This window comes from Afipia massiliensis, assembly GCF_001006325.2.
In the GTDB taxonomy this organism is placed as follows: Bacteria; Pseudomonadota; Alphaproteobacteria; order Rhizobiales; family Xanthobacteraceae; genus Afipia; species Afipia massiliensis_A.
Window position 1 is genome coordinate 2,390,702 of sequence record NZ_LBIA02000001.1, and the last position, 26,072, is coordinate 2,416,773.

The 26,072-nt window shown below is 62.6% G+C and carries 25 protein-coding genes; 18 read left to right on the plus strand and 7 right to left on the minus strand.

What is annotated here, in order from left to right:
• Positions 1 to 35: 35 nt before the first annotated feature.
• Together YH63_RS11425 and YH63_RS11430 are read right to left on the minus strand one after the other, a co-directional pair.
• Positions 36 to 1,025 carry a glycosyltransferase family 2 protein gene (locus YH63_RS11425; protein ID WP_083992578.1) on the minus strand — a complete coding sequence of 330 codons (990 nt, stop codon included), beginning with the start codon at positions 1,023 to 1,025 and terminating at the stop codon, positions 36 to 38.
• Positions 1,012 to 2,241, minus strand: a complete 1,230-nt coding sequence (locus YH63_RS11430; protein ID WP_046827499.1) for a glycosyltransferase family 87 protein — start codon at positions 2,239 to 2,241, stop codon at positions 1,012 to 1,014. Before YH63_RS11430 ends, YH63_RS11425 begins: the two co-directional genes overlap by 14 nt.
• Positions 2,242 to 2,466: 225 nt before the next feature.
• On the opposite strand from YH63_RS11430, the gene YH63_RS11435 reads away from it, so the two are divergent.
• The 7 genes from YH63_RS11435 (at position 2,467) to YH63_RS11465 (ending at position 9,498) form a co-directional block, all read left to right on the plus strand.
• Positions 2,467 to 3,669, plus strand: coding sequence for a pyridoxal phosphate-dependent aminotransferase (locus tag YH63_RS11435; protein ID WP_046829578.1), 1,203 nt, complete (start codon positions 2,467 to 2,469; stop codon positions 3,667 to 3,669).
• 135 nt (positions 3,670 to 3,804) lie between these two features.
• Positions 3,805 to 4,311, plus strand: a complete 507-nt coding sequence (locus tag YH63_RS11440) for a DUF992 domain-containing protein (protein ID WP_046827498.1) — start codon at positions 3,805 to 3,807, stop codon at positions 4,309 to 4,311.
• A 162-nt stretch (positions 4,312 to 4,473) separates the two neighbouring features.
• On the plus strand, positions 4,474 to 4,956 hold the full coding sequence (locus tag YH63_RS11445; RefSeq protein ID WP_046827497.1) for a DUF992 domain-containing protein: 483 nt from the start codon (positions 4,474 to 4,476) through the stop codon (positions 4,954 to 4,956).
• A gap of 344 nt (positions 4,957 to 5,300) precedes the next feature.
• A complete protein-coding gene (locus tag YH63_RS11450; RefSeq protein ID WP_046827496.1) occupies positions 5,301 to 7,352 on the plus strand; it encodes an elongation factor G in 2,052 nt (683 codons plus the stop codon).
• A gap of 110 nt (positions 7,353 to 7,462) precedes the next feature.
• Positions 7,463 to 8,113 carry a YoaK family protein gene (locus YH63_RS11455; RefSeq protein ID WP_046827495.1) on the plus strand — a complete coding sequence of 217 codons (651 nt, stop codon included), beginning with the start codon at positions 7,463 to 7,465 and terminating at the stop codon, positions 8,111 to 8,113.
• Positions 8,114 to 8,178: 65 nt separating this feature from the next.
• Positions 8,179 to 9,009: a shikimate dehydrogenase gene (locus tag YH63_RS11460; protein WP_046827494.1), complete on the plus strand. Its 831-nt coding sequence runs from the start codon at positions 8,179 to 8,181 to the stop codon at positions 9,007 to 9,009.
• Between the two features lie 183 nt (positions 9,010 to 9,192).
• On the plus strand, positions 9,193 to 9,498 hold the full coding sequence (locus tag YH63_RS11465; protein ID WP_046827493.1) for a hypothetical protein: 306 nt from the start codon (positions 9,193 to 9,195) through the stop codon (positions 9,496 to 9,498).
• A 102-nt stretch (positions 9,499 to 9,600) separates the two neighbouring features.
• On the opposite strand, the gene YH63_RS11470 is transcribed toward YH63_RS11465, so the two are convergent.
• Positions 9,601 to 10,776 carry an alpha-hydroxy acid oxidase gene (locus YH63_RS11470; protein ID WP_046827492.1) on the minus strand — a complete coding sequence of 392 codons (1,176 nt, stop codon included), beginning with the start codon at positions 10,774 to 10,776 and terminating at the stop codon, positions 9,601 to 9,603.
• A gap of 93 nt (positions 10,777 to 10,869) precedes the next feature.
• Here YH63_RS11470 and YH63_RS21630 point away from each other — a divergent pair, with 93 nt between their 5' ends.
• From YH63_RS21630 to YH63_RS11495, 7 genes are all read left to right on the plus strand, one after another.
• Positions 10,870 to 11,043 (plus strand): hypothetical protein, encoded by a 174-nt coding sequence (locus YH63_RS21630; protein ID WP_170978685.1) that lies wholly within the window; start codon positions 10,870 to 10,872, stop codon positions 11,041 to 11,043.
• Between the two features lie 90 nt (positions 11,044 to 11,133).
• Positions 11,134 to 11,310, plus strand: coding sequence for a hypothetical protein (locus YH63_RS21635; RefSeq protein WP_170978686.1), 177 nt, complete (start codon positions 11,134 to 11,136; stop codon positions 11,308 to 11,310).
• A 395-nt stretch (positions 11,311 to 11,705) separates the two neighbouring features.
• Entirely contained in the window at positions 11,706 to 13,055 is a 1,350-nt protein-coding gene (gene glmM / locus YH63_RS11475; protein WP_046827489.1) for a phosphoglucosamine mutase, read from the plus strand.
• A 245-nt stretch (positions 13,056 to 13,300) separates the two neighbouring features.
• Positions 13,301 to 14,545, plus strand: a complete 1,245-nt coding sequence (locus tag YH63_RS11480) for an MFS transporter (protein ID WP_046827488.1) — start codon at positions 13,301 to 13,303, stop codon at positions 14,543 to 14,545.
• 358 nt (positions 14,546 to 14,903) lie between these two features.
• Positions 14,904 to 15,722: an outer membrane protein gene (locus tag YH63_RS11485; RefSeq protein ID WP_046827487.1), complete on the plus strand. Its 819-nt coding sequence runs from the start codon at positions 14,904 to 14,906 to the stop codon at positions 15,720 to 15,722.
• A 160-nt stretch (positions 15,723 to 15,882) separates the two neighbouring features.
• Complete coding sequence (locus YH63_RS11490; RefSeq protein ID WP_046827486.1) at positions 15,883 to 16,689, plus strand: outer membrane protein; 807 nt, start codon at positions 15,883 to 15,885, stop codon at positions 16,687 to 16,689.
• 121 nt (positions 16,690 to 16,810) lie between these two features.
• Entirely contained in the window at positions 16,811 to 17,389 is a 579-nt protein-coding gene (locus YH63_RS11495) for a glutathione S-transferase family protein (RefSeq protein WP_046827485.1), read from the plus strand.
• A gap of 40 nt (positions 17,390 to 17,429) precedes the next feature.
• Here YH63_RS11495 and YH63_RS11500 read toward each other — a convergent pair whose 3' ends face one another.
• Positions 17,430 to 17,729 carry an endonuclease domain-containing protein gene (locus tag YH63_RS11500; protein ID WP_083992577.1) on the minus strand — a complete coding sequence of 100 codons (300 nt, stop codon included), beginning with the start codon at positions 17,727 to 17,729 and terminating at the stop codon, positions 17,430 to 17,432.
• A gap of 422 nt (positions 17,730 to 18,151) precedes the next feature.
• Here YH63_RS11500 and YH63_RS11505 point away from each other — a divergent pair, with 422 nt between their 5' ends.
• The 4 genes from YH63_RS11505 to YH63_RS11520 all read left to right on the plus strand — a co-directional run bounded on the left by YH63_RS11505 (position 18,152) and on the right by YH63_RS11520 (position 23,276).
• A complete protein-coding gene (locus tag YH63_RS11505; RefSeq protein ID WP_046827484.1) occupies positions 18,152 to 19,324 on the plus strand; it encodes a phosphoserine transaminase in 1,173 nt (390 codons plus the stop codon).
• Between the two features lie 63 nt (positions 19,325 to 19,387).
• Entirely contained in the window at positions 19,388 to 19,726 is a 339-nt protein-coding gene (locus YH63_RS11510) for a hypothetical protein (RefSeq protein WP_046827483.1), read from the plus strand.
• An 11-nt stretch (positions 19,727 to 19,737) separates the two neighbouring features.
• The gene (serA, locus tag YH63_RS11515; RefSeq protein ID WP_046827482.1) at positions 19,738 to 21,327 is read left to right on the plus strand and encodes a phosphoglycerate dehydrogenase; all 1,590 of its coding nucleotides are present in this window, start codon (positions 19,738 to 19,740) and stop codon (positions 21,325 to 21,327) included.
• A gap of 260 nt (positions 21,328 to 21,587) precedes the next feature.
• Entirely contained in the window at positions 21,588 to 23,276 is a 1,689-nt protein-coding gene (locus YH63_RS11520) for a methyl-accepting chemotaxis protein (protein WP_046827481.1), read from the plus strand.
• Positions 23,277 to 23,341: 65 nt separating this feature from the next.
• On the opposite strand, the gene YH63_RS11525 is transcribed toward YH63_RS11520, so the two are convergent.
• From YH63_RS11525 to YH63_RS11535, 3 genes are all read right to left on the minus strand, one after another.
• A complete protein-coding gene (locus YH63_RS11525) occupies positions 23,342 to 23,644 on the minus strand; it encodes a GIY-YIG nuclease family protein (RefSeq protein ID WP_046827480.1) in 303 nt (100 codons plus the stop codon).
• Positions 23,645 to 23,739: 95 nt separating this feature from the next.
• Positions 23,740 to 24,732: a Bug family tripartite tricarboxylate transporter substrate binding protein gene (locus YH63_RS11530; protein ID WP_046827479.1), complete on the minus strand. Its 993-nt coding sequence runs from the start codon at positions 24,730 to 24,732 to the stop codon at positions 23,740 to 23,742.
• Between the two features lie 277 nt (positions 24,733 to 25,009).
• Positions 25,010 to 25,957 (minus strand): DMT family transporter, encoded by a 948-nt coding sequence (locus YH63_RS11535; protein WP_046827478.1) that lies wholly within the window; start codon positions 25,955 to 25,957, stop codon positions 25,010 to 25,012.
• Positions 25,958 to 26,072: the final 115 nt, after the last annotated feature.

A 26,072-nucleotide genomic window follows, 5' to 3' on the forward strand; every position in this document is an offset into this window, starting at 1 on the left:
AAACGCCGTGAGGAAAATCCGGAAATCCGTGATCGTCAGGACTTGTTCGCAACTGCGTCAAGATCGAGATAGCGCATGCGCTTCGCCTCGCGGCGGCCCTGCGCGATGGCTTCGAGCACAAGGCCGATGGCGAAGGAGAGGAAGCCGAGTTGCGCGATGGCGGCGGCGAGAATCGCGGTCGGAAACCGCGGTACCAATCCCGTTTCCAGATAGGTGACGATCAGCGGCGCGCCGAGACCGGCGCAGATGATCAGCAGCATGGCGCCGATCGCGCTGAAGAAACGCAGCGGCCGGGTTTCCTTGTAGAGCTTGATCAGCGTCAGCAGGATGCGGGTGCCGTCGCGATAGGTCCGCAGCTTGCTCTGCGATCCTTCCGGCCGCGTCGCATAGGGCAACGGCATTTCACCGGTGGCGATCTTGAGATCGAGCGCGTGGACCGACAACTCCGCCTCGATTTCGAATCCGCTCGAGGTGACCGGAAACGATTTCGCGAAGCGCCGCGACAGCACGCGGTAGCCTGAGAGAATATCGGTAAAGCCGTCGCCGAACATATGCGCGAGGATGCGGTTGAAAAGCTGATTGCCGAAACGATGACCGCGCGGGAACGCGCCGTCGCCGCCGTTGCGGGTGCCGACCATCATGTCGAGGTTGCGTGTCACCAGCGCCTCGATCAGCGCGCCGGCCGCGGTCGGATCGTAGGTCGCGTCGCCGTCGGCGAGAATGTAGATGTCGGCATCGATGTCAGCCAGCATGCGGCGGACGACGTTGCCCTTGCCCTGAAGCATTTCGCGCCGGACGATGGCGCCGGCCGCGACAGCGGCCTCATAGGTGCCGTCGGTGGAATTGTTGTCGTAGACGTAGATCCGCGCGCCGGGCAGCGCGCGCTTGAAACCGTCGATCACGCGACCGATGGCGGCTTCCTCGTTGTAGCAGGGCAGCAGCACGGCGATGGAGCGATTGCGCACCAGCGCGCTGTGCGGAAACAGGTCGTCGATTTCGTCGCGAACGCGATCAAGCTTTGACAAGGCGGCTGCTCCCGATTGTCTGGATGCCGAGGTCGCTCGCCGCGCGCCGCAGCGTCATGGCGTAGAGCGCGAGCATGACGATGAGGCCGAGCGGAATGCCGCTCAGTCCGGCGATGCTGCGGGTGAGAAATGGCACGGCCCAGGCCAGCGCCAGCAAGGACAACTCATAAGGATGAAAGCCGCGCGTCAGTCCGTGACGGACGAGAAACGCAATCGCGATGCCGAGCACCACCATGTCGTAGTCCAGCACGTAGGGCGTCGCGAGGAGGCAGGCGACCGCGAGCGCCGCGGCCTTGAGTTCGAACGCCGCCTGCGAGCGCCACAGCCAGACGATGGATGCGGCGAGCGCCAGCGCCAGTGCGCCCTGCGCGGCATAGGCGGCATCGATGCTGCCGCCCCACATCCGCACCGCCGAGAACAGCGACTGGATTTTCTCCCAGCCGGTGCCGCCGGCTTCCAGCACCACTGTTCGGGTGAAGGTCGCGGAAGCGGCGAAGGCGTGCCACACGCTCATGCCGAATAGCAACGTCGATGCGACGATCAGCGCCGCCACGGTGGCGGTGGCGCTCAGGATCGTGGTCCAGCGTCCGGTCGCGAGCAGCACGAGCGGAATCAGGAGTCCGAACTGCGGCTTGTACGACAGCAGGCCGAGCAGCACACCGGCCAGCACCGGCCGCCGGTCCAGCAAGGTGAGGAAGCCGCCAAGCAGCGCCGCGGTGAAAAACGCATTCTGGCCGTGACCGATATTGACGAACACGGCGGGGAACGCCGCTGTCGCAAGCCACGTCTCGCGCCGTGGCACGATGGCATAGACCGCCGCCATGAAAGCCGGGAGCGAGACCGCGAGCCAGCACGCGAGCGCGAGCGCGTAGGGCATCAGCGCCAGCAGTGCGGCGACCATCAGGAAGAACGGCGGATAGTGCCAGCCGAAGAAGGGGACGTCGCGGCCTTCGAACACGGCGATCTCGGCGGCATGCTGAAGCTGTGGATCGTAGGCGTCGGGCGCCTTGCCCGACAGCGTCAGGACACCGGCGGCATAGACGTTGGAGAAATCGGTTCCGATCGGCTTGCCGTTGCGGTCGATGAAATGATTCGAGGTCGCAAGCAGGCCGATCAGGCCGGCCAGCGAAATGGCGAGCACCAGCAGGCAATAGCCGCGGATACGGCCTGGCGTGAGCCAGCTTCCGGTCCGCAGGTCTTGCCAGATATGGCTCATTTTCTCGCCAGAATTTACGAATGTTGCAGGGAGCGCCTTGGGCAGATTCTTGGGCGCATCGACCCTAGGCGGCGCGCTTTAAGGTTTCCTTAGTCCGGCGTGCAATTTCGTGTGTTTCCGGCAAAGTTTCTTGCGATGCAGCGTCGCCCGTTTTAGGGTGCCCCGCCCCGCTAAATCCGCGAATCCGGGCCTTCGCGACCCTTCAGCATCCTTTAGGAGAATATGATGCCGTTTCTGTCCGCTGCGCTTGACCGTGTGAAGCCGTCCGCGACCATCGCGGTCACGGATAAAGCACGTCAGCTCAAAGCCGCGGGCCGCAATGTCATCGGCCTCGGCGCCGGCGAGCCGGATTTCGACACGCCCGCCAACATCAAGCTGGCGGCGATCCACGCCATCGAAGCCGGCAAGACCAAGTACACCGCGGTGGACGGCATTCCCGAACTGAAAGAGGCGATCATCGCCAAGTTTCAGCGCGAGAATGGCCTGACCTACAAGCCGAACCAGATCACGGTCGGCACCGGCGGCAAGCAGGTGCTGTACAACGCGCTGATGGCGACGCTCAATCAGGGCGACGAGGTCATCATCCCGGCGCCGTACTGGGTGAGCTATCCGGAAATGGTGGCGCTGGCCGGCGGCGTGTCCGTGCCTGTGGTCTGCACCGCGGAGTTCGGTTTCAAGCTGCAGCCCGCCGCGCTGGAAGCTGCGATCACGCCGAAGACCAAGTGGATCATCCTGTGCTCGCCGTCGAACCCGACCGGCTCCGCCTATAAGCGCGCGGAGTTGAAGGCGCTCACCGACGTGCTGCTGAAGCATCCGCATGTCTGGGTGATGACCGACGACATGTACGAACATCTCGTCTACGACGACTTCGAGTTCACCACGCCGGCGCAGGTCGAGCCGCAACTGTTCGACCGCACGCTGACGGTGAACGGCGTGTCGAAAGCCTATTGCATGACCGGCTGGCGCATCGGCTATGCGGGCGGCCCGCAGCCGCTGATCTCGGCGATGGCGACCATCCAGTCGCAGTCGACCTCGAACCCGTCGTCGATTTCGCAGTGGGCTGCGGTCGAGGCGCTCAACGGGACGCAGGAGTTCATTCCGGCGAACAACAAGGTGTTTAAGGAGCGCCGCGATCTGGTCGTCGCCATGCTGAATCAGGCGACCGGCATCTCATGCCCGCGGCCGGAAGGTGCGTTCTATGTCTATCCGTCGTGCGCGGGCACCATGGGCAAGACCGCGCCGTCGGGCAAAAAGCTCGCGACCGATGAAGATTTCGTGACCGAGCTTCTGGAGACTGAAGGCGTCGCGGTGGTGCAGGGGTCCGCATTCGGCCTCGGCCCGGCGTTTCGCATCTCCTACGCGACGAAAACCTCGGATCTCGAGGAAGCCTGCAAGCGCATCCAGCGCTTCTGCGGCAATTTGCGATAACGCAGCACCACAAAAGCAACACTGCCGAAACAATGTCGGCAGTTTGATATCAAATAAGGGAAGCGCCATGTTTTTGACACGGCGCTTCCCTTTTGTCCGGCCGCCAATCAAACTTGCAATCTGGAGTTCTAATTCATGCGTCTTTCATCCCTCCTCGGTGTCGCGGTCGCGGCACTCGTCGCCTCGGTCGCTACGGCGAATGCACAGCAGCAGCAGGGCGTGCGCGTCGGCGTGCTCGAATGCAGCGGCGGCCAGAACGTCGGCATGGTGATCACATCCGCGACCACGCTTGAATGCGTCTTCCGCAGCGAAGGCCGCCGGCCGGAGCCTTATCTGGCGCATGTCAGCCGCTTCGGCATCGATCTCGGCGTCACCGCGAACACCGGCCTTGCCTGGGCCGTGCATGCGCCAACCCGGCGCGTTGGCCCCGGCGACCTCGCTGGTAACTATGGTGGCGTGGGCGGCAACGTCTCGTTCGGCGTCGGAGGCGGCGGCAACCTGCTGTGGGGTGGTTCGCAGAATTCCTTCGCGCTTCAGCCGCTCAGCCTGCAGGGCCAGACCGGCGTGAACGTGACGGGCGGCGTCGTCGGCCTCGACCTCGAGCCGGTCGCCTACAAGAAGAAGCGTCGCCATCGCGGTTGAGTTAACAAAACGGAATGAAAAAGGCCCGCTGATGCGGGCCTTTTTTGTGACTCTTTAAGTGCTGTCGACGGGCGGCAATTGAACATTGGCCGATGGTATGACTAGATGCGGCGACTTTTCACATCATCAGTTCTGTTTGCGCCATTCAGCCGGAGATATCTCATGCGCCGCCTTTCGACTTTCCTGACCGTTGCCTCGACAGCCCTGATTGCGACGGCTGTTCTTGCTCATGCGCAGTCAGGACGCACCCAGGTCGGCGTGCTGGAGTGCCGCGGCGGTCCGAATGTCGGCATGATCGTCGGCTCGGTCACCAATCTCGGCTGCGTCTTCCGTTCGCAGGGCCGTCCGGATGATCTCTACACCGCGCGCATCACCAAGATCGGCGTCGATCTCGGCATCACCACCGAGACGGCATTGTCATGGGCCGTGTTCGCGCCCACCGTGCAACTCGGCTCGGGTGACCTGGCCGGTAATTACGCCGGCGTGAACGCCAGCGCCGCCGTCGGCGTCGGACTCGGCGCCAACGCCATGATCGGCGGCTCGCAGAACTCGTTCGCCTTGCAGCCGCTCAGCGTGCAGGGCCAGACCGGATTGAGTGTGGCGGGAGGCGTGCAGAGCCTGGAACTGCGTCCCGGCCGCTTCTGATTTCCGCACGAAATATTTTTGCAAAGGCCCGTCGTCATGGCGGGCCTTTTGTTTTCGATAATGTCTGCAACGGGTCAGCAACTTTAGGTGATCGGAGGATGCTGCGCAGCGGCATGTTTCCCGCTTGCCAACCGCGCCGCGCCTTGAGACGATCACCCTGCCGACCCGCGTGAGCGCATTCCGCAGAAGTGGGCTTGGCGCGAGCGGAATGCGCGCAACATTGAAGTAAGAGTGTTCCGGCGGCGACCGGATTCCACCTCGGGTCAAACCCATGGGGCTTGCCCAAGGACATGCTTCGCCGGAACTTGCTCGATGCGGGCCGTGCTCCAGACAGGAGACGGCAAATGGGACAAGACAACCTGAGAAGTCCCCGTGGTCCCCGGTGCATCGCGCTGGTGGGCCCATTTCAGAGTGGCAAGACCACGTTACTTGAAGCGATCCTGGCCCGAACCGGGGCCATTCCCAAAGCAGGCACCATCGAGGCATGCAACACCGTCGGGGATTCCTCTCCGCAGGCGCGGCACCATCGCATGAGCGTCGGTCTGACTGCCGCGACCACGACCTTCATGGGCGACAGCTACACCTTTATCGATTGTCCTGGCTCCGTCGAATTCGCGCACGACATGCGCGCGGCGCTGCCGGCGGTCGACGCCGCCGTCATCGTGTGCGAAGCCGACGAGCGCAAGCTGCCGCAGTTGCAGCTGATCATGCGCGAGCTGGAAGACCTCGGCATTCCGCGCTTTCTGTTTCTGAACAAGATCGACAAGGCGAACAAGCGCATCCGCGAAACGCTGGCGACGTTGCAGCCGGCGTCACGCACGCCGCTGGTGCTGCGGCAGATTCCGATCTGGAAGGGCGATCTCATCGCCGGTTTCGTCGATCTCGCGCTGGAGCGCGCCTTTGTCTATCGCGAGCACATGCCGTCCGAGGTGATCGAGCTTGAGGCTGGCGATCTCGACCGTGAAAAGGAAGCCAGGCTCACGATGCTGGAGAAACTCGCCGATCACGACGACCGGCTGCTCGAACAGTTGCTGGAAGACATCCCGCCGCCGCGCGATGAGGTGTTCGACGATCTCGCCAGCGAATTGCGCGAAGGCCAGATATGCCCGGTGCTGCTCGGCTGCGCGACGCGCGAGAACGGCGTGCTGCGGTTGCTGAAGGCCTTGCGTCATGAAGCGCCCGATGTCGCCGCAACGGCGGAACGGCTCGGCGTCTCCAACGAGACCACAGCGCTCGCCTACGTCATGAAGACCACGCATCTTCAGCACGGCGGCAAGCTGTCGCTGACGCGGATCCTGCGCGGTCATATCGCCGACGGCGACACCGTGCAGTCCTCAGGTGGCGGCGCTGGCCGCATTTCGGGAATTGTTGCGCCGAATGTCGGCAGTGACACCAAGCGTGCATCGGCCGCTGCGGGCGAAACGGTCTCGCTCGGCAAGCTGGATGCGGTGAAGACCGGCGATACGCTGACGACGGGCAAGACCGTGCCTGAAGCGCTGGTGGACGTTGTGCCGACCGCGCCCGTGCTGGCGACGGCGCTCGCAGCAACGGATCGCAAGGACGACGTCAAGCTCGGCCAGGCTCTGACGCGCCTTGTCGAGGAAGATCCGTCGCTGAGCGTGGTCCACAATCAGCTCACCCACCAGATGGTGCTGTGGGGGCAGGGCGAGATGCATCTGCGCGTCGCGGTCGAACGGTTGCAGGACCGCTTCGGCGTCAGCGTGAAGCAGCACGCGCCGCCGGTGGGTTATCAGGAGACCATCCGCAAGACGATCACCCAGCGCGGGCGTCACAAAAAGCAATCCGGCGGCCACGGCCAGTTCGGCGATGTGGTGCTGGCCATCAAACCGCTGCCGCGCGGCAGCGGTTTTGTGTTCATCGAGAAGATCGTCGGGGGCGCGGTGCCGAAGAATTATATCGGCGCGGTCGAGGAGGGCGCCGGCGACGGTCTTGCGCGCGGGCCGCTCGGCTTCCCGGTGATCGATGTGGAAGTCACGCTGACGGACGGCTCCTATCACAGTGTCGACTCGTCCGATCAGGCGTTCCGGACTGCGGCGCGGATCGGCGTCACCGAAGCCTTGCCGCAATGCGCGCCGGTGCTGCTCGAGCCGATCCATGTGGTCGAGATCGTCTGCCCGACCGACGCAACCGCGAAGATCAACTCGATCCTCTCCGGACGGCGGGGCCAGATTCTCGGCTTTGACACCCGCGAAGGGTGGACCGGCTGGGATCTGGTGCGGGCGATGATGCCCGAAGCGGAGATCGGCGATCTGATCGTGGAGGTTCGTTCCGCAACGGCCGGTGCGGGCGGCTTCACCCGGCAGTTCGACCACATGTCCGAAGTGACCGGCCGCGCGGCGGACCAGATCATTGCCGCTCATCGCGCGGCGGCGTAGGCCTGTCCCCAACACTTGCGACAAAGGCCCGCCCTTGCGGGCCTTTTTTTTGACGCGGGCGGACTTCCCCGACTCGGCATCGTTGGCGACAATGGCGCAGGGGGACATCGATGCTGGACTCACGCGCGAACATCGCACTGGCTTGCCTGCTGAGCAGCCTCGCCGGATTTGTCGATGCCATCGGCTTTATCCATCTCGGCGGGCTGTTCGTCTCCTTCATGAGCGGCAACTCGACACGGCTCGGCGTGAGCTTGCAGGAGGGGCACTGGCGTGAAGCGCTTGAAACGGTGGGGCTGATCGCCTTGTTCGTCGCCGGCGCGGGCGCGGGAAACCTGATCGTGCTGGGCCGGGCCTCGTATCGGCAGACATGGGTGCTGCTTGCCGAAGGCCTGTTGCTGGTCGGTGCGGCGCTGTCTCATGGCTTCGGCTTTTCCGCGCTGTCGATTGCGCTGATTGTTTTCGCGATGGGGCTGGAGAATGCCGTGTTTTTCACCGGCGGTGCGGGCGGCCTCGGGCTGACTTACATTACGGGCGCGCTGGTGCGGGTCGGCCAACTCATGGCGCTGGCGCTACGCGGCGGCAAGCGGTGGGAATGGCTGCCGAGCTTCTTCCAGTGGGCTTCGCTTGTGGTCGGGTCCGTGCTCGGCGCATTCGCCTACCGGCTCTACAGCCTCGATGCGATCTGGTTCGGTGCGGCTCTGGCGCTCATGCTGAGCGCGGGGCTGGCGTTCGTTGCGCGCGCGAATGCCGCCGCTCCCTAGCGGTTCGCATTGACAGCCGCGGGTGCCGCGTGATTTGACCCATCATCCAACCGGAGTCCGTCCTCATGAGCGCCACCCCCGCCGCGTGTCTGATCGGCTGGCCGGCGGCGCATTCGCGTTCGCCGCTGATCCATAAATACTGGCTGAAGTCGTTCGGCATCGACGGCGATTATCGCATCGAGGCGGTGGAGCCGGCGGCCTTCGCGGAATTCATCGGCGGTCTCAAGGCGCGTGGCTACAAAGGTGCGAACGTCACCATCCCGCACAAGGAGCAGGCGCTCGCTTTGTCGATGCCCGATGCGCGCGCGCGGGCGGTGGGCGCGGCCAACACGCTCTATTTCAATGACGGTGAACTGTGTTCGACCAACACCGATGTCGAAGGCTTTATCGGCAATCTCGACGCCAGCGCGCCGGGCTGGGACAGCGCGGACGACGTGCTGGTGCTGGGCGCGGGCGGATCGTCACGCGCGGTGATTTTCGGATTGATCGAACGCGGCATCAAGCGCGTGCATCTTGCCAACCGCACCGCGTCGCGCACTCAGCTGCTGGCCGATCAGTTCGGCGCACAGGTGCAGCCGCTGGCATGGGATGCGGTTGCCGGAGTGTTGCCGCGCGCGAAGCTGCTGGTGAACACCACGTCGCTCGGCATGAAGGGACAGCCGCGGCTCGATATCGATCTCGGTGCACTTCCGGCGGGTGCGACTGTTGCTGATCTGGTTTATGTTCCGCTGGAAACCGATCTGCTGAAAGCCGCGAAGGCGCGGGGCCTGAAAACCGCCGATGGCCTCGGCATGCTGCTGCATCAGGCTGTGCGCGGATTCGAGTTATGGTTCGGGAAACGGCCGACGGTGACGCCGGAACTGCGCGCGCTGGTCGAGGCTGATTTGCTAAAGTAGATGCTTTCAACAAACACAATGTCGTCCCCGCGAAAGCGGGGAACCATACTCCCTGCGCTCCCATGTTTTGTCAGGAAGTTGCAACGCGTCGTTTTGGGTGCAACACGAGAGTTGAGGGGTTATGGGTCCCCGCCTGCGCGGGGACGACCCGAGATTTGTTAAAGCTTCAACACAGGACTTGATGTGAACAGAACCGGAAAATTCATCGTGCTCGCGGCGCTGGCGATCGTGCTCTACAGCGCCTGGACCGTTTATCAGGGCGCGCAGGGTTTCAATCCGCCTGCGATCGAGGATGTAAAGAAGCGCATGCAGGTGGACTTCGCCGCGAAGAACATGACGGTGACCGAGATATCGATGCTTCGCCGCAGTCCTCGCGAACTCGCGGGCTTCGTGAAGCTGAAGGCGCAAGGTTCCGATGAGATTCAGCAGAAGGCCTGCACGGCGACCATGGCCAAGGACAACGTGACCACGTCGTGGAGTTGTCAGTAGGGTGGGCTCAGTTGCGAGTCGTCATTGCGAGGAGCGTAGCGACGAAGCAATCCAGTCTTTGTATATGTTGCTCTGGATTGCTTCGCTTCGCTCGCAATGACGTCAATTCCTCGGGCTGCTCACCGCGTTGGTCTGCATGTAATCCGTCAGCACGCGGCGATCGATTTCGTCGATACGATTGACGCCGCACAGGCCCATCGTCACGCTCAGCTCCTTGCCGATCAGGTCGAGCGCCATGGTTACGCCGGCCTGTCCTCCGGCACCGAGGCCGTAGATATAGGCGCGGCCGATCATGCAGGACTTCGCGCCGAGCGCCAGCGCGCGCATCACGTCCTGACCGGAGCGGATGCCGCCGTCGAACATGATTTCAGTTTGCGAGCCGACATCCTGCACGATCTCCGGCAACACCGAGATCGATGACGGTGCGCCGTCGAGCTGGCGGCCGCCGTGGTTCGACACGACGATTGCTTCCGCACCGGTCTTCACTGCTTCGCGCGCATCGGCGACATCGAGGATGCCCTTGATGATGAGTTTGCCCGGCCAGATGCTGCGGATCCATTCGACGTCCTTCCAGTTCAGCGTGGTGTCGAACTGCGAGGCGACCCATTCGGAAACCGAGCCGAGATCCTGCGACCCGGCGACATGGCCGGCGATGTTGCCGAAATTCCGGCTCTTGCCCTTCAGGATGCCCGAGACCCAGCCCGGCTTGGTGGCGAAGTCGATGATGTTCTTCAGTGTCAGCAGTTTCGGCGGCACCGACAGGCCGTTCTTGACGTCGGCGTGACGCTGCCCCAGCACCTGCAGATCGACGGTCAGCACCAGCGCGCTGCATTTCGCGGCGATGGCGCGTTCAATGAGTGATTTCGCGAAGCCGCGATCCTTCATGACGTAAAGCTGAAACCAGAACGGCTTGTCGACATTCGCCGCGACGTCCTCGATCGAGCAGATCGACATGGTCGAGAGGGTGTAGGGAATGCCGAGCGCCTGCGCGGCGCGGCAGGCGTAAATCTCGCCGTCGCCATACTGCATGCCGGTCGAGCCGACCGGCGCCAGGATCAGCGGCATCGCGGCGGGCTCGCCGAGGATGGTGGTGGTCAGCTCGCGCTTCGAGACGTCCACGAGAATGCGCTGGCGAAACTTGTACTTCTGCATGTCGCTGACATTGGCGCGCAGGGTTTCTTCCGCATAGGAGCCGCCGTCCACGTAGTCGAAAAAGGGCTTCGGCACGCGGCGCTTGTGAAGCAGCCGCAGGTCCTCGATGCAGGTAATGTTCTTCATGGACGCATCCTCACGTCATTGAATTTCTTATTGTGGCGATCATCTATCATGGTTGAGGCGCACGCAAATAGCCGCTGCGCCGTGGAGAGGCTCATGAGCAAGAAAACCTCCAGTCCCAAATCAGCCAAGTCCGCCAAAGAGGCGGAAGCCGAAAAGCGCAAGCTGGACGAGGAGCTTGATGAAGCCCTGCGGGAGACTTTTCCTGCCTCCGACCCGGTCAAGCTGACCCAGCCGGACCCGCACGCCGAGCCCGATCCCGAGACGTGATCGCGGAGCGACCGGCGGCCTTCGGGTTTCGCGGCGGAACATGGGCCGTTCCCGGACGTTGATCCTGCGTACCAAATGCAGGAGCGCAACATGGCCGAGGCCGACACCAAGCCGAAAAACGACAACAAGCCGAAAGACCCGGAAAAGAAGAAGCTCGACGACGCCCTTGAGGAGGGGCTGGAAGAATCATTCCCGGGCTCGGACCCGGTCAATGTGACCCAGCCGGCGCCGTCCAGGCACGATCAGAACATCAAGCGGAAAGGCTGAATGAATCTCCGGGAGCCCCCGCCAAGGTAGGGGAGTCGAGATAAAGTCTTTATATATCAAATAGATAATGGCCGCCGCCCGCTCCGGGCGGCGGTAATGATTCATCATATTATTTGAAGGATTACCGCCCGCAGAGGCATTATAACTCGCTCTCCGCTAGAATGGGGCGTTCGCCAGTGTCCTTGAATCCGAAGTTCGCCTTACTTGGCAGCGTCTTCTGCAGCGAACTTCGGATTCAAGAGGACACTGGTATTTATGGATTCTAGTGTGGCTTTGGTTCGCAAGTCCGCAACAGTGCGTGCTGCAAAGAAATGCGGACTTGCGAACCGCCACACTAGAGCCAAACAGGTGCTTTTCGGGGACCTGGCCGGAGACGCGGCGGAGCAGGGGAATTCATGGTGCGCAAATATTTCGGGACCGACGGCATTCGTGGCCGCGCCAATGGCCTGATCACGCCTGAACTGGCGCTCAAGGTCGGGCAGGCTGCCGGGCTGGTGTTTCAGCGCGGTGACCATCGTCATCGCGTGGTGATCGGCAAGGACACCCGCCTGTCCGGTTACATGATCGAAAACGCCATGGTGGCGGGCTTCACCTCGGTGGGCATGGACGTGCTGTTGCTCGGCCCGATGCCGACGCCGGCCGTCGCCATGCTGACCAAGTCGATGCGCGCCGATCTCGGCGTGATGATTTCAGCGTCGCATAACCTGTTCGACGACAACGGCATCAAGCTGTTCGGCCCCGCCGGATTCAAGCTGTCCGACGATGTCGAAACCCAGATCGAACAGTTGATGGACGAGAACCTCGACAAGCGGCTCGCCCAGAGCGCCAGTCTCGGCCGCGCCCGCCGTATCGACGGCGTGCATGACCGCTACATCGAATTCGCCAAGCGCACCCTGCCGCGCGATCTCAGCCTCGACGGTCTGCGCGTCGTGGTCGATTGCGCCAATGGCGCGGCCTACAAGGTGGTGCCGGAAGCGCTGTGGGAGCTGGGTGCGGACGTCATTTCCATCGGCGTCGAGCCGGATGGCTTCAACATCAACAAGGATTGCGGATCGACCTCGCCCGAAGCGCTGTCGCGCAAGGTGCGCGAGATGCGCGCCGACATCGGCATCGCGCTCGATGGCGACGCCGATCGCGTCATCATCGTCGACGAGCGCGGCCATGTGGTCGACGGCGACCAGCTTCTCGCGGTGATCGCGCAGAGCTGGAAGGACGACGGGCGGCTGTCCAAGCCCGGCATCGTCGCCACCGTGATGTCCAATCTCGGCCTCGAACGCTATCTGAAAGAGCAGGGCATCGAGCTGCTGCGCACGCCGGTTGGCGATCGCTACGTGCTCGAGCAGATGCAGAAGGGCGGCTACAATCTCGGCGGCGAGCCGTCGGGTCACATCATCATGTCCGACTTCGCGACCACCGGCGACGGCTTCGTCGCGGCGCTTCAGGTTCTCGCCGTGGTGCAGCGCCTTGGCCGTCCGGTCTCGGAAGTCTGCCACCGCTTCGAGCCGATGCCGCAGATCCTCAAGAACGTGCGCTACCGCACCGGCAAGCCGCTCGACAATCCGGGCGTGAAATCCGCGATCCTTGATGCCGAGAAGCGCCTCAACGGCAGCGGCCGCCTGCTGATCCGTCCAAGCGGGACCGAGCCGGTCATCCGCGTGATGGGCGAGGGCGACAACCGCGACCTCGTCGAGGAAGCCGTCGACATGATCGTGTCGGCTCTCGGGACAGCCTCCGCCGCGGCGTAAAAAGCTCCAGTCGTCCCCGCGAAAGCGGGGACCCATACTCCCTGTCGGCGTTGTTCTGGAAAGACGTTAGCCACGCGGCCCAACGGCGGGCTTCGTGGTTATGGGTCCCCGCTTTCGCGGGGACGACGAAAACCAGTGAGTCCGGCCAATCCGGCACATCAGCCATGGTCAATCGCGACTGGTGGGATTGCCGCTGAATTTGTATTTCGTGGTTCATTCGATTTTGAATTTGCCGGGAAACTGCCGTGAACAAGCCCGTTATCCTGTCCGAAGATACCCTCGTTGCGCCCATCGTCGTGGATGCACCGGCGACGCCGGCTCCGGCCGCGCCTGCGTTCGCGGTCATCGGCGCCATCAGCTTCTCGCATCTTCTCAACGACCTGATGCAGTCGCTGATCCCGTCGGTCTATCCGATCCTGAAGGACAACTACGCGCTCGACTTCGGCCAGATCGGCATGATCACGCTGGCCTTCATGTTCACATCGTCGCTGCTGCAGCCGCTGATCGGCGCTTACACCGACAAGTATCCGAAGCCGTTCTCGCTCGCGCTCGGCATGGGCTTCACCTTCGCCGGGCTGATCCTGCTCAGCGTCGCGCACCATTACTGGGTGATCCTGCTGGCGGCCGGCCTCGTCGGCACCGGCTCGGCGGTCTTCCATCCGGAATCCTCACGCATCGCGCGGATGGCATCGGGCGGCCGCGTCGGCATGGCGCAATCGGTGTTTCAGGTCGGCGGCAATCTCGGCACGGCGATCGGCCCGGTGCTGGCGGCGCTGATCATCGTGCCGTTCGGGCAGGGCAGCATCGCGTGGTTCTCGCTGGTCGCCGCACTCGCCATCGTCGTGCTGTGGCAGATCGGGCGCTGGTATCAGCCGCGCATCGCGCATCGCAAGGGCGCGCATACGTCCCTGCCGGAAGACGGCCCGTCTTCGACGCGCACCATGGTCGCGCTCACCGTGCTGATGGTGCTGCTGTTCTCGAAGACGTTCTACACCGCGAGCATCGGCAGCTACTACACCTTCTTCCTGATGCAGAAGTTCGGCGTCAGCACACAGGCGTCGCAGATCTATCTGTTCCTGTTTCTGGGGGCGAGCGCGGTCGGCGTATTCTTCGGCGGCCCGCTGGGCGATCGCTTCGGCCGCAAGTACGTGATCTGGTTTTCGATCATCGGCGCGCTCCCGTTCACGCTCGCGTTGCCTTACGTCGATCTCTACTGGAATGCGGTGCTGAGCATCGTGATCGGCTTCATCATCTCGTCGGCGACACCCGCGATCATCGTCTACGCGCAGGAGCTGATGCCGCATCGTCTCGGCATGATCTCCGGACTGTTCTACGGCATGGCGTTCGGGTTCGGCGGCATCGGCGCCGCAGTGCTCGGTCAGGTCGCGGACTGGAAGGACATCAACTTCGTCTATCAGGTCTGCGCATTCCTGCCGGCGATCGGCCTGCTCGCGATCTTCCTGCCACAGATGAAGCACCGCAAGCTCTGAGTCTTTTCTCGTCATTGCGAGCGAAGCGAAGCAATCCAGTCTTCACAGATTCTGGATTGCTTCGTCGCGAGTGCTCCTCGCAATGACGAATGCAAATAGTGACCATGTCCGATCGCAGCGGCCCAGCGCCATCCTGTGATCTTGCGTCAGGATTCCTGACCTACCAGTCAACACATCGTTAGGATTTGCGGCGCGATGCCGCGCGCGTTGTGTAAACGTTTACCGTCTCGCTTAAGGCCGCTTAAAAATCACGGTTAAGAATTAGGGTTAAGTGGCGCTTAAGCATTTGGTGGCATCGTCCGGCTCGTGAGTTTTGTGTGTGAGGCCGTGTTGCCTCACCGGGGAAAGGACCGGACCAATGCGTACTCTCAAGAACCTGATTGCCGCAGGAGCGGCGTCATTGATTTCATCGGCCGCGCTCGCCGCCGACCTGCCGCCGCCGCCCATGTATGTCCCGCCTCCGGTCGAGGACTTCGGCGGCTGGTATCTGCGCGGCGATATCGGATTCAGCAATCAGCAGGTCAAGCGTCTCGACAACGCGCTCTACTACACGCCTGGAACGACCGTGCAGAACACCGGCCTCGGCTTTGACAGTGCCGGCATCTTCGGCCTCGGCGCCGGCTATCGCTTCAACAACTGGTTCCGCGCGGACGTCACCGGTGAGTATCGCGGCAAGTCGAATTTCCACGGCACCGACATCGTATTCTCCAACGGCGTGCCCACAAGCACCAACACCTACACCGGCAGCAAGTCCGAGTGGCTGGTTCTCGCCAACGCCTACTTCGATCTCGGCACCTGGTGGTGCATCACGCCGTTCGTCGGCGCCGGCATCGGTGGTTCTGCCAACACCATCTCGAGCTTCACGGATACGGGCGTGCAGAACAACAGCGTTGCATTCGGTCCAACTGCGACGAAATGGAATTTCGCTTGGGCGGTCCATGCCGGTCTCGCCTACAAGATCAATCCAAGCCTGACCATGGAACTGGCGTATCGCTACGTCGATATGGGTGACGGCATCACCGGCGACATGTACGCCTACGACGGCACAAATGCTCTCTACAACCCGATGCACTTCAAGAACATCACGTCGCATGACCTGAAGTTCGGTGTGCGCTGGGCGATCGATCCGGCTCCGGTTTACGCGCCGCCGATGCTGCCGCTCATGCGCAAGGGCTGATCGGATTTCTTCTCTCTTCTCGTCTTGCCTTCTTACAAACTTCATCGGCGCGGATTTTTCCGCGCCGCTTTCTTTTGCGCTACACGCGCTGTGGGAACGATTGATTAAGGTTAACGCGGCATCATCGAACGTAGTTAAGCGTTTATGACGGAGTTTGGTGATGCGTCGGACTGTGTTGGCGATGGCTCTGGTTGTGGCGGCGCACGGCGCACAGGCCGCGGACCTTCCCGATCTCCCGATCCTGCGCGGAGGCTTTAACGACGGCGTGATCCCGCGATGGCAGGGCTTCTACGTAGGTGGGCAAGCCGGAACCGGTTCGTCGGATATGAACTTCGCCGGCACGACGCAGGACATCGTAGCCAAACTTCTGGTGAACACCGCGATCGAAAACGTCGGCCGTGTTTCCGAGTGGCCGGTCATGGGCAAGAAATCGCAGCGGGGCAATGGCGCTGGCGGTTTCGTCGGCTACAACTCGCAGTGGGATGACGTCGTGCTTGGCATTGAAGCCAGTTACATGCATGGCAATTTCGGCGGTAGCGATTCAGGGACGATATCGCGATTCTTCGATGCGGGAGGTTCCACCAACTTCGTGGATTATACCGCGTCGTCAAGTTTCAAGATCAAGGACATGGGGTCGATCCGCGCGCGCGCCGGATATGCCTGGGGCGCCTTCTTGCCCTACGCGTTCGGCGGTGTTTCGCTCGGCCGGGCCGACGTCTTCAAAAGCGCGACCGTTTCGGGCACGCAGGTGCAAATTGCTCCTCCAAACACTGTCGTTCCTTTCTCGGTCAGTCAGACCGAAGGCCAGAGCAATCGCTTCATCTACGGTTATGCAGCGGGTCTCGGGGTCGATGTGATGCTGGCCGGCGGCCTGTTCATGCGCGGTGAGTGGGAGTATCTCAAGTTCGTTGGCCCCATCGATACCAGCATCAACACGGTGCGCGGCGGTCTCGGCTACCGGTTCTGATTGATCCGTCATCGGCAATCGTTTCTGGCGCAATTCCTGCGGCTGCTGTCGTTGACAGCGGCCACATCGCCTGTTGTGCTGCTCGCCTTATGAAAGTGGCGGCCATCGGGAAGGTGCGGTCATGAAAATCTATGGCGACCTGAAATCCGGCAATTGCCTGAAGGTGAAATGGGTGTGCGACAGGCTTTCGCGCCGCTACACCTGGGTCGAGATCGATACCCTGAAGAATGAAAGCCGCACGGCGGAGTTTCTCAAGCTCAACGGAGCGGGGCAGGTGCCCGTGCTTGAGCTCGACGACGGGCGCACGCTCGCGCAGTCCAACGCCATCATCCGCTATCTGGCGCGCGGCACCGACCTGATCCCCGCCGAGGCATTTCTCAGCGCAAAGATGGACGAGTGGCTGTTCTGGGAGCAGTACAGCCACGAGCCTTATCTCGCGGTCTGCCGCTTCCAGATGTTCTACCTCGGCAAGTCGCAGGGCGAGCTCGATCCCGAGAAGGTCAAGCGCGGCTATTTCGCGCTGGCGCGGATGGAACATCAGCTTCACGACACGCGGTTTCTGGTCGGCGATGCGCTGTCGCTCGCGGACGTGGCGCTGCTGGCCTATACCCGCGTCGCCCATGAAGGCGGCTTTCACCTCGACGGTTACGCCTCGGTGCGGCGCTGGATCGCGGACTCGGAGAAGGTGCTGGGGCTTTGAGGCTTCTAAGAGCGGCGCGTTGCCGCACATGCGGATAGTTTTATCCCTCCCCCTCGTGGGGAGGGTCGACCGGCGCAAGCCGGTCGGGGTGGGGGGCCGCCAGTTTCGACAGAATGACATCCATGACGCCATCGAGATTGGCGTCAATGTCCGAATTCCAGAAACGGATAATGTGGTAGCCCTGCGATCTCAGAAAATTGTCGCGAATGCGATCTAGCTCTGCGTGTTGCGAGAGGTTGTGTTGACCCCCATCGGCCTCGATGATGATCTTTCGACTGAAGCAGACAAAATCGACGATATAGCGGCCGACCGGCGCCTGGCGGCGAATATGCAAACCCATGGTTTTCAAGCTCCGCAGCTTGACCTAGAGTTTGACCTCCTGCGGCGTGAGACGCTTCCGAAGGCGGCGCGCATTCTCATTTGCCACGGAACGCTCCAGCAGTTCACCCCACCCGGCTGCCCTGCGGCATAGCCGATGCAAAGCATCGGCGTTCTATCATAAGAACGGCGGCCAAAAGCCGCCTATGCACCCTCCCCATCAAGGGGAGGGATAGACTCGCAGCAGGCATGTGCTCTGTCCATCCGGCCGTTCGGTACCCGGCCTTCGCCGGGACGACCTCAACCAGAGGTGCGCGCCGGCCCCGCATCCCAGCCTTGTGAACGGGGCCGGGCGAAGTTTCTTGACGAAGTCCAGAACCTCCCATATTCACGGCGGCGGGAAACCTCCCCCCACCGGGAGGCAGCTATCTGGAAGGATAGACTATGACTGTAGCGAAGCCCGCTTCGCGGCCTAACGTGCCGCATTTTTCGTCCGGCCCCTGCGCCAAGCGCCCCGGCTGGAACCCCCAAAATCTCAAGGACGCAGCCCTCGGCCGTTCGCATCGCGCGAAGGTCGGCAAGGCCAAGCTCAAGCTCGCGATCGATCTGACGCGCGAGGTGCTTGAAGTGCCTGCCGACTACAAGATCGGCATCGTGCCGGCGTCCGACACCGGCGCCGTCGAGATGGCGCTGTGGTCGCTGCTCGGGCCGCGCCCGGTCACCACCATTGCCTGGGAATCCTTCGGCGAAGGCTGGGTCAGCGACGTCGTCAAGGAATTGAAGCTCAAGGATGTCGTCAAGCTCCACGCGGGCTATGGCGAGATTCCCGATCTGTCGAAGGCCGACAAGAACTCGGACATCGTGTTCACCTGGAACGGCACCACCTCCGGCGTGCGGGTTCCGAACGCCGACTGGATCCGTGACGACCGCGAAGGCCTGACCATCTGCGACGCCACCTCCGCCGCGTTCGCGCAGCCGCTCGACTGGCCGAAGCTCGATGTCGTCACCTTCTCCTGGCAGAAGGCGCTGGGCGGCGAAGCCGCGCACGGCATGCTGATCCTGTCGCCGCGCGCCGTTGCCCGGCTCGAGAGCTACACGCCGCCGTGGCCGCTGCCGAAGATCTTCCGCATGACCAAGGGCGGCAAGCTCAACGCCGGCATCTTCGAGGGCGAAACCATCAACACGCCGTCGATGCTCTGCGTCGAGGACTATCTCGATGCGCTGAACTGGGCGAAATCCGTCGGTGGCCTCAAGGGGCTGATGGCGCGCGCCGACGCCAACACCAAGGTGCTCGCGGACTGGAAGGCGAAGACGCCGTGGGTGGATTTCCTCGCGGCCGACCCGGCGATCCGTTCCAATACCTCGGTGTGCATGAAGGTGGTCGATCCGGCGATCACGTCGCTGTCCGCCGATGCACAGGCCGACTTCGCCAAGAAGCTGGTTGCCGCGGTGGAAAAGGAAGGCGCCGGTTACGACTTCGCGCACTACCGCGATGCCCCCGCGGGCCTTCGCATCTGGTGCGGCGCGACGGTCGAGGCCAAGGACGTCGAGATCCTCACCGCATGGATCGACTGGGCGTTCGCCGAGACCAAGGCTTCGCTCGCCAAGGCGGCATGATTTTCCAAAGATGACGTCTCCTCTCCCATAATGGGGGAGGGGTTCTCCGCTTCGGAGGCCTTCATGATCTCACGCATCTGGCATGGCTGGACCACGCCCGCGAACGCGGACGTTTACGAACGTCTGCTGCGGACGGAAATCTTTCCGGGAATTCTCGCTCGCAAGGTCGCGGGCTTTCACGACATTCAGCTTCTGCGGCGTGACGCCGGCGCGGAGGTCGAGTTCGTCACCATCATGACGTTCGAGACACTCGACGCGGTGATCGCTTTCGCCGGGCCGAACTACGAAGAAGGCGTCGTGCCTGACAAGGCGCGTGCCGTGCTGTCGCGCTTCGACGCGACATCGCAACACTACGAAATCATCGAGACGCGGCAGAACCGCCAGCGCCCCCCAAATTTCTGATTGGAGTTTCCATGTCCAAGCCTAAAGTTCTCATTTCCGATGCGTTGTCTCCTGCCGCGGTGCAGATCTTCAAGGATCGCGGCATCGAGGTCGATTTCCAGCCCGATCTCGGCAAGGACAAGGACAAGCTCGCCGAAATCATCGGCAACTATGACGGCCTCGCGATCCGCTCCGCCACCAAGGCGACTGCGAAGATCCTCGAGAAGGCGACCCGCCTGAAGGTGATCGGCCGCGCCGGCATCGGCGTCGATAACGTCGAGATCCCGGCCGCCACGGCCAAGGGCATCATCGTGATGAACACGCCGTTCGGCAATTCCATCACCACCGCCGAACACGCGATCACGCTGATGCTGGCGCTGGCGCGCGAAATCCCCGCCGCCGATGCGTCGACCCAGGCCGGCAAGTGGGAAAAGAACCGTTTCATGGGCGTCGAGATCACCGCCAAGACTCTCGGCGTGATCGGCGCAGGCAACATCGGCTCGATCGTCGCCGACCGCGCGCTTGGGCTGCGCATGAAGGTCATCGCGTTCGATCCGTTCCTGTCGCCGGAGCGCGCCAAGGACATCGGCATCGAGAAGGTCGACCTTGAGGATCTGTTCAAGCGCGCCGACTTCATCACGCTGCACACGCCGCTGACCGATAAGACCAGGAACATCATCGATGCGGCCTCGCTCGCCAAGATGAAGAAGGGTGTGCGCATCATCAACTGCGCGCGCGGCGGTCTGGTGGACGAGGCGGCGCTGGTCGATGCGCTGAATTCCGGCCAGGTCGCGGGCGCAGCCTTTGACGTGTTCGTGGAGGAGCCGGCCAAGACCAACGTGCTGTTCGGTCATCCCAACGTCATCTGCACGCCGCACCTTGGCGCATCCACCACGGAAGCGCAGGAAAACGTCGCGTTGCAGGTCGCCGAGCAGATGTCGGATTACCTGCTGACCGGTGCAATCTCTAACGCCGTCAACTTCCCCTCGATCACTGCGGAAGAAGCGCCGAAGCTGAAGCCGTTCATTGAACTCGCCGAAAAGCTCGGCTCGTTCGCGGGCCAGCTCACCGAGACCGGCATCGCCAAGGTCACGATCACTTATGAAGGCGTGGTTGCGGACATGAAGATCAAGGCGCTGACCTCGGCGGCGCTGACCGGGCTGCTGCGGCCGATGCTGGGCGACGTCAACGTCGTTTCCGCGCCGGTGGTGGCGAAGGAGCGCGGCATGGTGGTGGACGAAGTGACCCGCGCCGCGCGCAGCGACTACGAAAGCCTGATCACGGTCACCGTCGCGACCGAACGGCAGGAGCGGTCGGTGTCCGGCACGGTCTATCACGACGGCAAGCCGCGCCTCGTGGACATCAAGGGCATCCGCGTCGATGCCGAGTTCGGCAAGTCGATGATCTACATCACCAACGAGGACAAGCCGGGCTTCATCGGCAAGTTCGCCTCGTTGCTTGGCGATGCCAAGATCAACATCGCGACCTTCCATCTCGGCCGCAACGAGCAGGGCGGCGACGCCATCGCGCTGGTCGAGGTCGACGGTGCGGTGCCGGCCGAGGTTCTCGCCAAGGTCTCGGCGTTGCCGCAGGTCAAGCAGGCCAAGGTGCTGACGTTTTAGAGTTCGGGTTCCCTGAACTGAAATACGCTCACTCCGCTCATTCCCGCGGAAGCGGGAATCCAGCCCAATGAAAATCATGGGTCCCCGCTTTCGCGGGGACGAGCGAGATGAATGACGGGCCGGAGTTTCTCCGGCCCGTTTTGCTTTCGGCGAACGAGAATCCGCAAACGTGACAGGGGTAACAAACCCGAAAGGAAGTTTCGATAGCTGATGGGAACGAATCCGCGCAGAAGCGCGCGATCCCGCCCCGGAGTGTCATCGTGAAATTCCTGAATAACCTGCCCATCACCGCCAAGCTCGGTATCTTGGTCGGTGCGACCCTGCTCGGCCTCAGCGCAGCCGGCCTGTACTCTGCCTACATGATGCAGCGTGAAATGGTCAGCGCACGCGAGGCTCAGACCCACGCACTGGTGGAAACGGCACTCAACACCGCGATCGGACTGCAGAAGCAGGTCGATGCCGGGAAGATGACCAAGGACGCCGCGATCGCTGAATTTGGCCGCGTTGCCCAGACCATGACCTACGACAAGGGCGATGGTTACATGTTCGCCTACACGATGGACGGCGTCACCGTGGCGACGCCGAACGCCAAGCAGATCGGCACCAACCGCCTCGACATCGAAACCAACGGCCGCAAGCTGGCGCGCGAGCTGCGCGACGGCGTTGCCGCCAAGGGCGATGTGACCCTGCGTTATGAATACTTCAAGCCCGGCGAGGAAAAGCCGATCCGCAAGATGTCCTATGCCGTGGCGATTCCCGGCTGGAACATGTTCGTCGGCACCGGCGCCTATCTCGACGATCTCGACGCCAAGCTGAAGCCCATCATTGTTGCGCTCGCGCTCGCCACTCTCCTGATCGGCGCATTCTCCGGCGCGGTTGCCTGGATGATCGGCCGCAGCATCACCAAGCCGCTCGGCCAGCTCGGCGCCCGCATGCAGACGCTGGCGGACGGTCAGCTTGAGGAAAACATCCCCGGCAGCGACCGCCGCGATGAAATCGGTGCGATGGCCGCGACCGTGCAGGTCTTCAAGGACAACGCAATCCGCATCCGCGAAATCGAGAAAGTAGACGCCGAAGCTCAGGAACGCGCTGCCGCGGAGCGCAAGGCGATGATGAACAGCATTGCCAGCAGCTTCGAGAGCAGCGTCAACGGCATCGTGCGTTCGGTGTCGGCCTCGGCGGCCGGCATGCAGAGCACCGCGGAATCCATGACGGCGTCGGCGAGCGACGCCAGCGCCCGCGCGGCCAACGTGGGATCGGCCTCGGAGCGGGCTTCCAACAACGTCGGAACGGTCGCGGCTGCGGCGGAAGAACTGTCGAGCTCGGTCGCCGAGATCGCACGCCAGGTCAACCAGTCCAACGAAATCGCCAGTAAGGCGGTGGGCGATGCCGAGCGTACCAACGCGACGGTTCAGGTGCTCTCCAGCGGCGCCGAGAAAATCGGCGAGGTGGTTCAGCTCATCCACTCCATCGCGGCGCAAACCAACCTGCTCGCGCTGAACGCGACCATCGAGGCGGCGCGCGCAGGCGAGGCCGGTCGCGGCTTCGCGGTGGTGGCATCCGAGGTCAAGGCGCTGGCCAACCAGACCGCCAAGGCCACCGAGGAAATCTCCGCGCAGGTTGCCGCCATGCAGGCGACCACCAGCGATGCGGTCGTGTCGATCGGCGGCATCACCGAGACCATCGCGCGGATGAGCGAGATTACGATGAACATCTCCAGCGCGGTCGAGGAGCAGGGAGCTGCGACCCGCGAGATCGCACGCAACATCCAGTCGGTGGCGGCGGGATCGAGCGAGATCAGCGATCACATCGGCGGCGTCAGCGCGGCGGCGGCTGCGACCGGCACCGCGGCGTCGGACGTTCTCACCAGCGCCCGCGATCTCGACCAGCAGTCGGGCATGCTGCGCACGGCAGTGGACGAATTCCTCGGCAAGGTGCGGGCGGCTTAGCGTTCGGTAGCGAAATATAGCTACGTACAGGGTGTCGTCCCCGCGAAAGCGGGGACCCACGCTTCCTAAGAAATTCCGGAGATGGCGAGATCAGACAAGTCCCGCCATTCCGGGTTCATCTTTTCGATGAGTTCGATTTTCCAGGCCCTATTCCATTTTTTAAGTTGTTTCTCCCGGCGGATCGCATCTGAAGGCGTGTCGTAGCCTTCAACGTAGACAAGACGATTAACGGCATAGCGTTGCGCGAACTCCGATCCGCGCCCGCCCTTATGCTGAGATAGCCGAAGAGCAAGATTATTTGTGATGCCGATATAGAGCGTGCCGTTGAGCTGGCTCGCGAGAATGTAGACGTAGTACGTCACACTCATTTGCGGTCACCACGAGTTCACTTCCAGGCAATGGGTCCCCGCTTTCGCGGGGACGACATCTTTTTCATAACCAGCGCTATCGTAATCGATAGCAACTACTGCTTCTCGATCTTGGCTTCGCGGATCAGCTTTTCCCACACCACGAGCTGCTCCTTCAGGAACTTGTCGAAGCTCTCGGGCGTGCCGGAAAATGCCTCCATGCCGCGGCCGGCCAGTTCCTTCTGCATGTCGGGCCGCTCGATGACCTTGCGGATCTCCGCATTCAGCTTCGTCACGATATCCTTGGGCATGTTGGCCGGGCCGAGATAGCCCTGCCATGACGTGATGTCGAAGCCCTTCACGCCGGCTGCATCCATGGTGGGGAGATCCGGCAACAGCGCGGAGCGCTTCATCGTGGTCACCGCCAGCGCCTTCAGCGCCTTGGCGTTGACATGCGGCAGGCCGGTCGGAACGTCGATGAACATCATCGAGACCCGGCCGGCGATCACGTCGGTCAGCGCCGGCGGCGAACTCTTGTAGGGAACGTGAAGCAGATCGATGCCGGCCAGCGTCGCGAAGGTCGCGCCGGAGACGATCGCCGACGAACTGCCGCTGGCATAGGAGTATTTGCCGGGATCCTTCTTGGCGAGCGCAACCAGTTCGGCAACCGAGTTGGCCGGGATTTCGGGATTGATCACCAGCATGAACGGCAGGTCGCCGGTGCGTGCGATCGGCGTGAAATCCTTGATCGGATCGTACGTCATGTTCTTCAGGAGGTACGGATTGGCCGAGTGCGACGTGTTGGTGGTGACGAAAATCGTATAGCCGTCCGGCTCGGCGCGCGCGACATAGCTCGCCGCGATCGACCCGTTGGCGCCGGGCTTGTTCTCGATCACGATGTTGGCGCCGAGCCCGGCGGCGAGCTCCTTCGAGATCAGGCGCGTCGTGCTGTCGGTGCCGCTGCCCGCCGCGAACGGCAGCACCAGTGTGATGTTCTTGCCCGGCGCCGGCCAGGGTGTTTGCGCGGCCGCTGGTCCGGCAGCCAGAACGCCCGCCGCGACGGCGAGCGCCAAGGTCATTGGCGATATCGTTGATTTCAGGAAGTTCATTGATGGTGTCTCCCGCCCTGTCAGTTTTTTGACATGCCGGTCGCTACGTCACCGAGGCGGTGACGACGCCGGCACTTGGAGCAGAGATTGCGCGAACTCGTGGCGAATTGCCAGCTAGTGGTCCGATTCTAACATTCGCACCCCTTTTCAACAGGCATTCCTGCGAATGTTAGAATCAAAGGACCACTAGTAAATATAAGTTTCTAGTGGAGTTTTGGATTTGACATTCGCTTTGAGGACTCGCCTCCGGCGGGCCGCGAATGTCAAATCCACTCCACTAGGAAGCGGGACGTTTCCCGGCCGATCCGCGCCGCGATGCGGTGAAAATGCCGGCCAGTACCAGCACGTAGCCGACCAGATGAAACAGCTCCGGCTTTTCGCCGAGCAGCATGATCGCCATCACCGAGCCGAACACCGGCACCAGATGGAAGAACGGCGCGGCGCGGTTGGGGCCGATCAGTTCGATGCCGCGGTTGTAGAAGATGTAGGCCAGCGTCGAGGGAAACAGCACGACAAAGACGATTGTCGATACCGTGAGCGTGTCGAAGGTCAGCATCTCGCCGGTCGAGACTTCCCATCCCACCAGCGGCAACAGCATCACGGCGCCGGTGCCGGTGGTGAAGGCGATCAGCGAGAGCGGGCTGATCCGCGGACGTTTCGGCATCAGGGCCGAGTACAATCCGAACACGAACAGCGCGGCGGCAAAACTGATGTCGCCGGCGTTGACCTGGATCGCTGCCAGCGCGGCAAGATCCCCCCGCAGCACGATGACGAGCACGCCGAGCAGCGAGACGACAATGCCGGCGGCCTGCATCCATGACAGCCTGACGCCGAACAGCATCAGCGACCAGAGCGCCACGAACAGCGGCCCCGACGACTGGATCAGCAGTGCGTTCAATGCCTGGGTGTGCTGCAGGCCCCAGTAGGACAGCGCATTGTTGAAGGCGAAGCCGGTAAAGGCGAGCAGCAGCAATAGCGGCAGATTCCTCCGGATCACCGGCCAGTCGCGCACAAGATACGGCCAGGCGAAGGGAAGGATTACGAGAGCCGTTCCGGCCCAGCGGCAGAATGTGAGGGCGAAAGGCGGCACATGACCCGCGACGAAACGGCCGAGCACGATGTTCATCGCCCAGAACAGCGACATCAGGCTGAGCATCAAATAGGGCTGATTGAAAAGCCAGCTAGCCGGCGAGGGCTTGCGCAAGGGCGGATCGGCAACGGTCATGGGGCTTTGGGAAAGAGGATGCGCAAATTGTGCCGATATTTCGCACCTTCACAACCGCCAATCCCGGATTGCTCCGTTGCGCTATGCGGGCAGCGCGTCATCTCAACGTCATGCC

What these genes read in the sequence shown, in the direction of transcription:
- YH63_RS11430 (WP_046827499.1), bottom strand. Translation starts at nt 2,241, where the DNA reads ATGAGCCATATCTGGCAAGACCTGCGGACCGGAAGCTGGCTCACGCCA.
- YH63_RS11435 (WP_046829578.1), top strand. Translation starts at nt 2,467, where the DNA reads ATGCCGTTTCTGTCCGCTGCGCTTGACCGTGTGAAGCCGTCCGCGACC.
- YH63_RS11440 (WP_046827498.1), top strand. Translation starts at nt 3,805, where the DNA reads ATGCGTCTTTCATCCCTCCTCGGTGTCGCGGTCGCGGCACTCGTCGCC.
- YH63_RS11445 (WP_046827497.1), top strand. Translation starts at nt 4,474, where the DNA reads ATGCGCCGCCTTTCGACTTTCCTGACCGTTGCCTCGACAGCCCTGATT.
- YH63_RS11450 (WP_046827496.1), top strand. Translation starts at nt 5,301, where the DNA reads ATGGGACAAGACAACCTGAGAAGTCCCCGTGGTCCCCGGTGCATCGCG.
- YH63_RS11455 (WP_046827495.1), top strand. Translation starts at nt 7,463, where the DNA reads ATGCTGGACTCACGCGCGAACATCGCACTGGCTTGCCTGCTGAGCAGC.
- YH63_RS11460 (WP_046827494.1), top strand. Translation starts at nt 8,179, where the DNA reads ATGAGCGCCACCCCCGCCGCGTGTCTGATCGGCTGGCCGGCGGCGCAT.
- YH63_RS11470 (WP_046827492.1), bottom strand. Translation starts at nt 10,776, where the DNA reads ATGAAGAACATTACCTGCATCGAGGACCTGCGGCTGCTTCACAAGCGC.
- YH63_RS21630 (WP_170978685.1), top strand. Translation starts at nt 10,870, where the DNA reads ATGAGCAAGAAAACCTCCAGTCCCAAATCAGCCAAGTCCGCCAAAGAG.
- YH63_RS21635 (WP_170978686.1), top strand. Translation starts at nt 11,134, where the DNA reads ATGGCCGAGGCCGACACCAAGCCGAAAAACGACAACAAGCCGAAAGAC.
- glmM (WP_046827489.1), top strand. Translation starts at nt 11,706, where the DNA reads ATGGTGCGCAAATATTTCGGGACCGACGGCATTCGTGGCCGCGCCAAT.
- YH63_RS11485 (WP_046827487.1), top strand. Translation starts at nt 14,904, where the DNA reads ATGCGTACTCTCAAGAACCTGATTGCCGCAGGAGCGGCGTCATTGATT.
- YH63_RS11490 (WP_046827486.1), top strand. Translation starts at nt 15,883, where the DNA reads ATGCGTCGGACTGTGTTGGCGATGGCTCTGGTTGTGGCGGCGCACGGC.
- YH63_RS11495 (WP_046827485.1), top strand. Translation starts at nt 16,811, where the DNA reads ATGAAAATCTATGGCGACCTGAAATCCGGCAATTGCCTGAAGGTGAAA.
- YH63_RS11500 (WP_083992577.1), bottom strand. Translation starts at nt 17,729, where the DNA reads ATGGGTTTGCATATTCGCCGCCAGGCGCCGGTCGGCCGCTATATCGTC.
- YH63_RS11505 (WP_046827484.1), top strand. Translation starts at nt 18,152, where the DNA reads ATGACTGTAGCGAAGCCCGCTTCGCGGCCTAACGTGCCGCATTTTTCG.
- YH63_RS11510 (WP_046827483.1), top strand. Translation starts at nt 19,388, where the DNA reads ATGATCTCACGCATCTGGCATGGCTGGACCACGCCCGCGAACGCGGAC.
- serA (WP_046827482.1), top strand. Translation starts at nt 19,738, where the DNA reads ATGTCCAAGCCTAAAGTTCTCATTTCCGATGCGTTGTCTCCTGCCGCG.
- YH63_RS11525 (WP_046827480.1), bottom strand. Translation starts at nt 23,644, where the DNA reads ATGAGTGTGACGTACTACGTCTACATTCTCGCGAGCCAGCTCAACGGC.
- YH63_RS11530 (WP_046827479.1), bottom strand. Translation starts at nt 24,732, where the DNA reads ATGAACTTCCTGAAATCAACGATATCGCCAATGACCTTGGCGCTCGCC.
- YH63_RS11535 (WP_046827478.1), bottom strand. Translation starts at nt 25,957, where the DNA reads ATGACCGTTGCCGATCCGCCCTTGCGCAAGCCCTCGCCGGCTAGCTGG.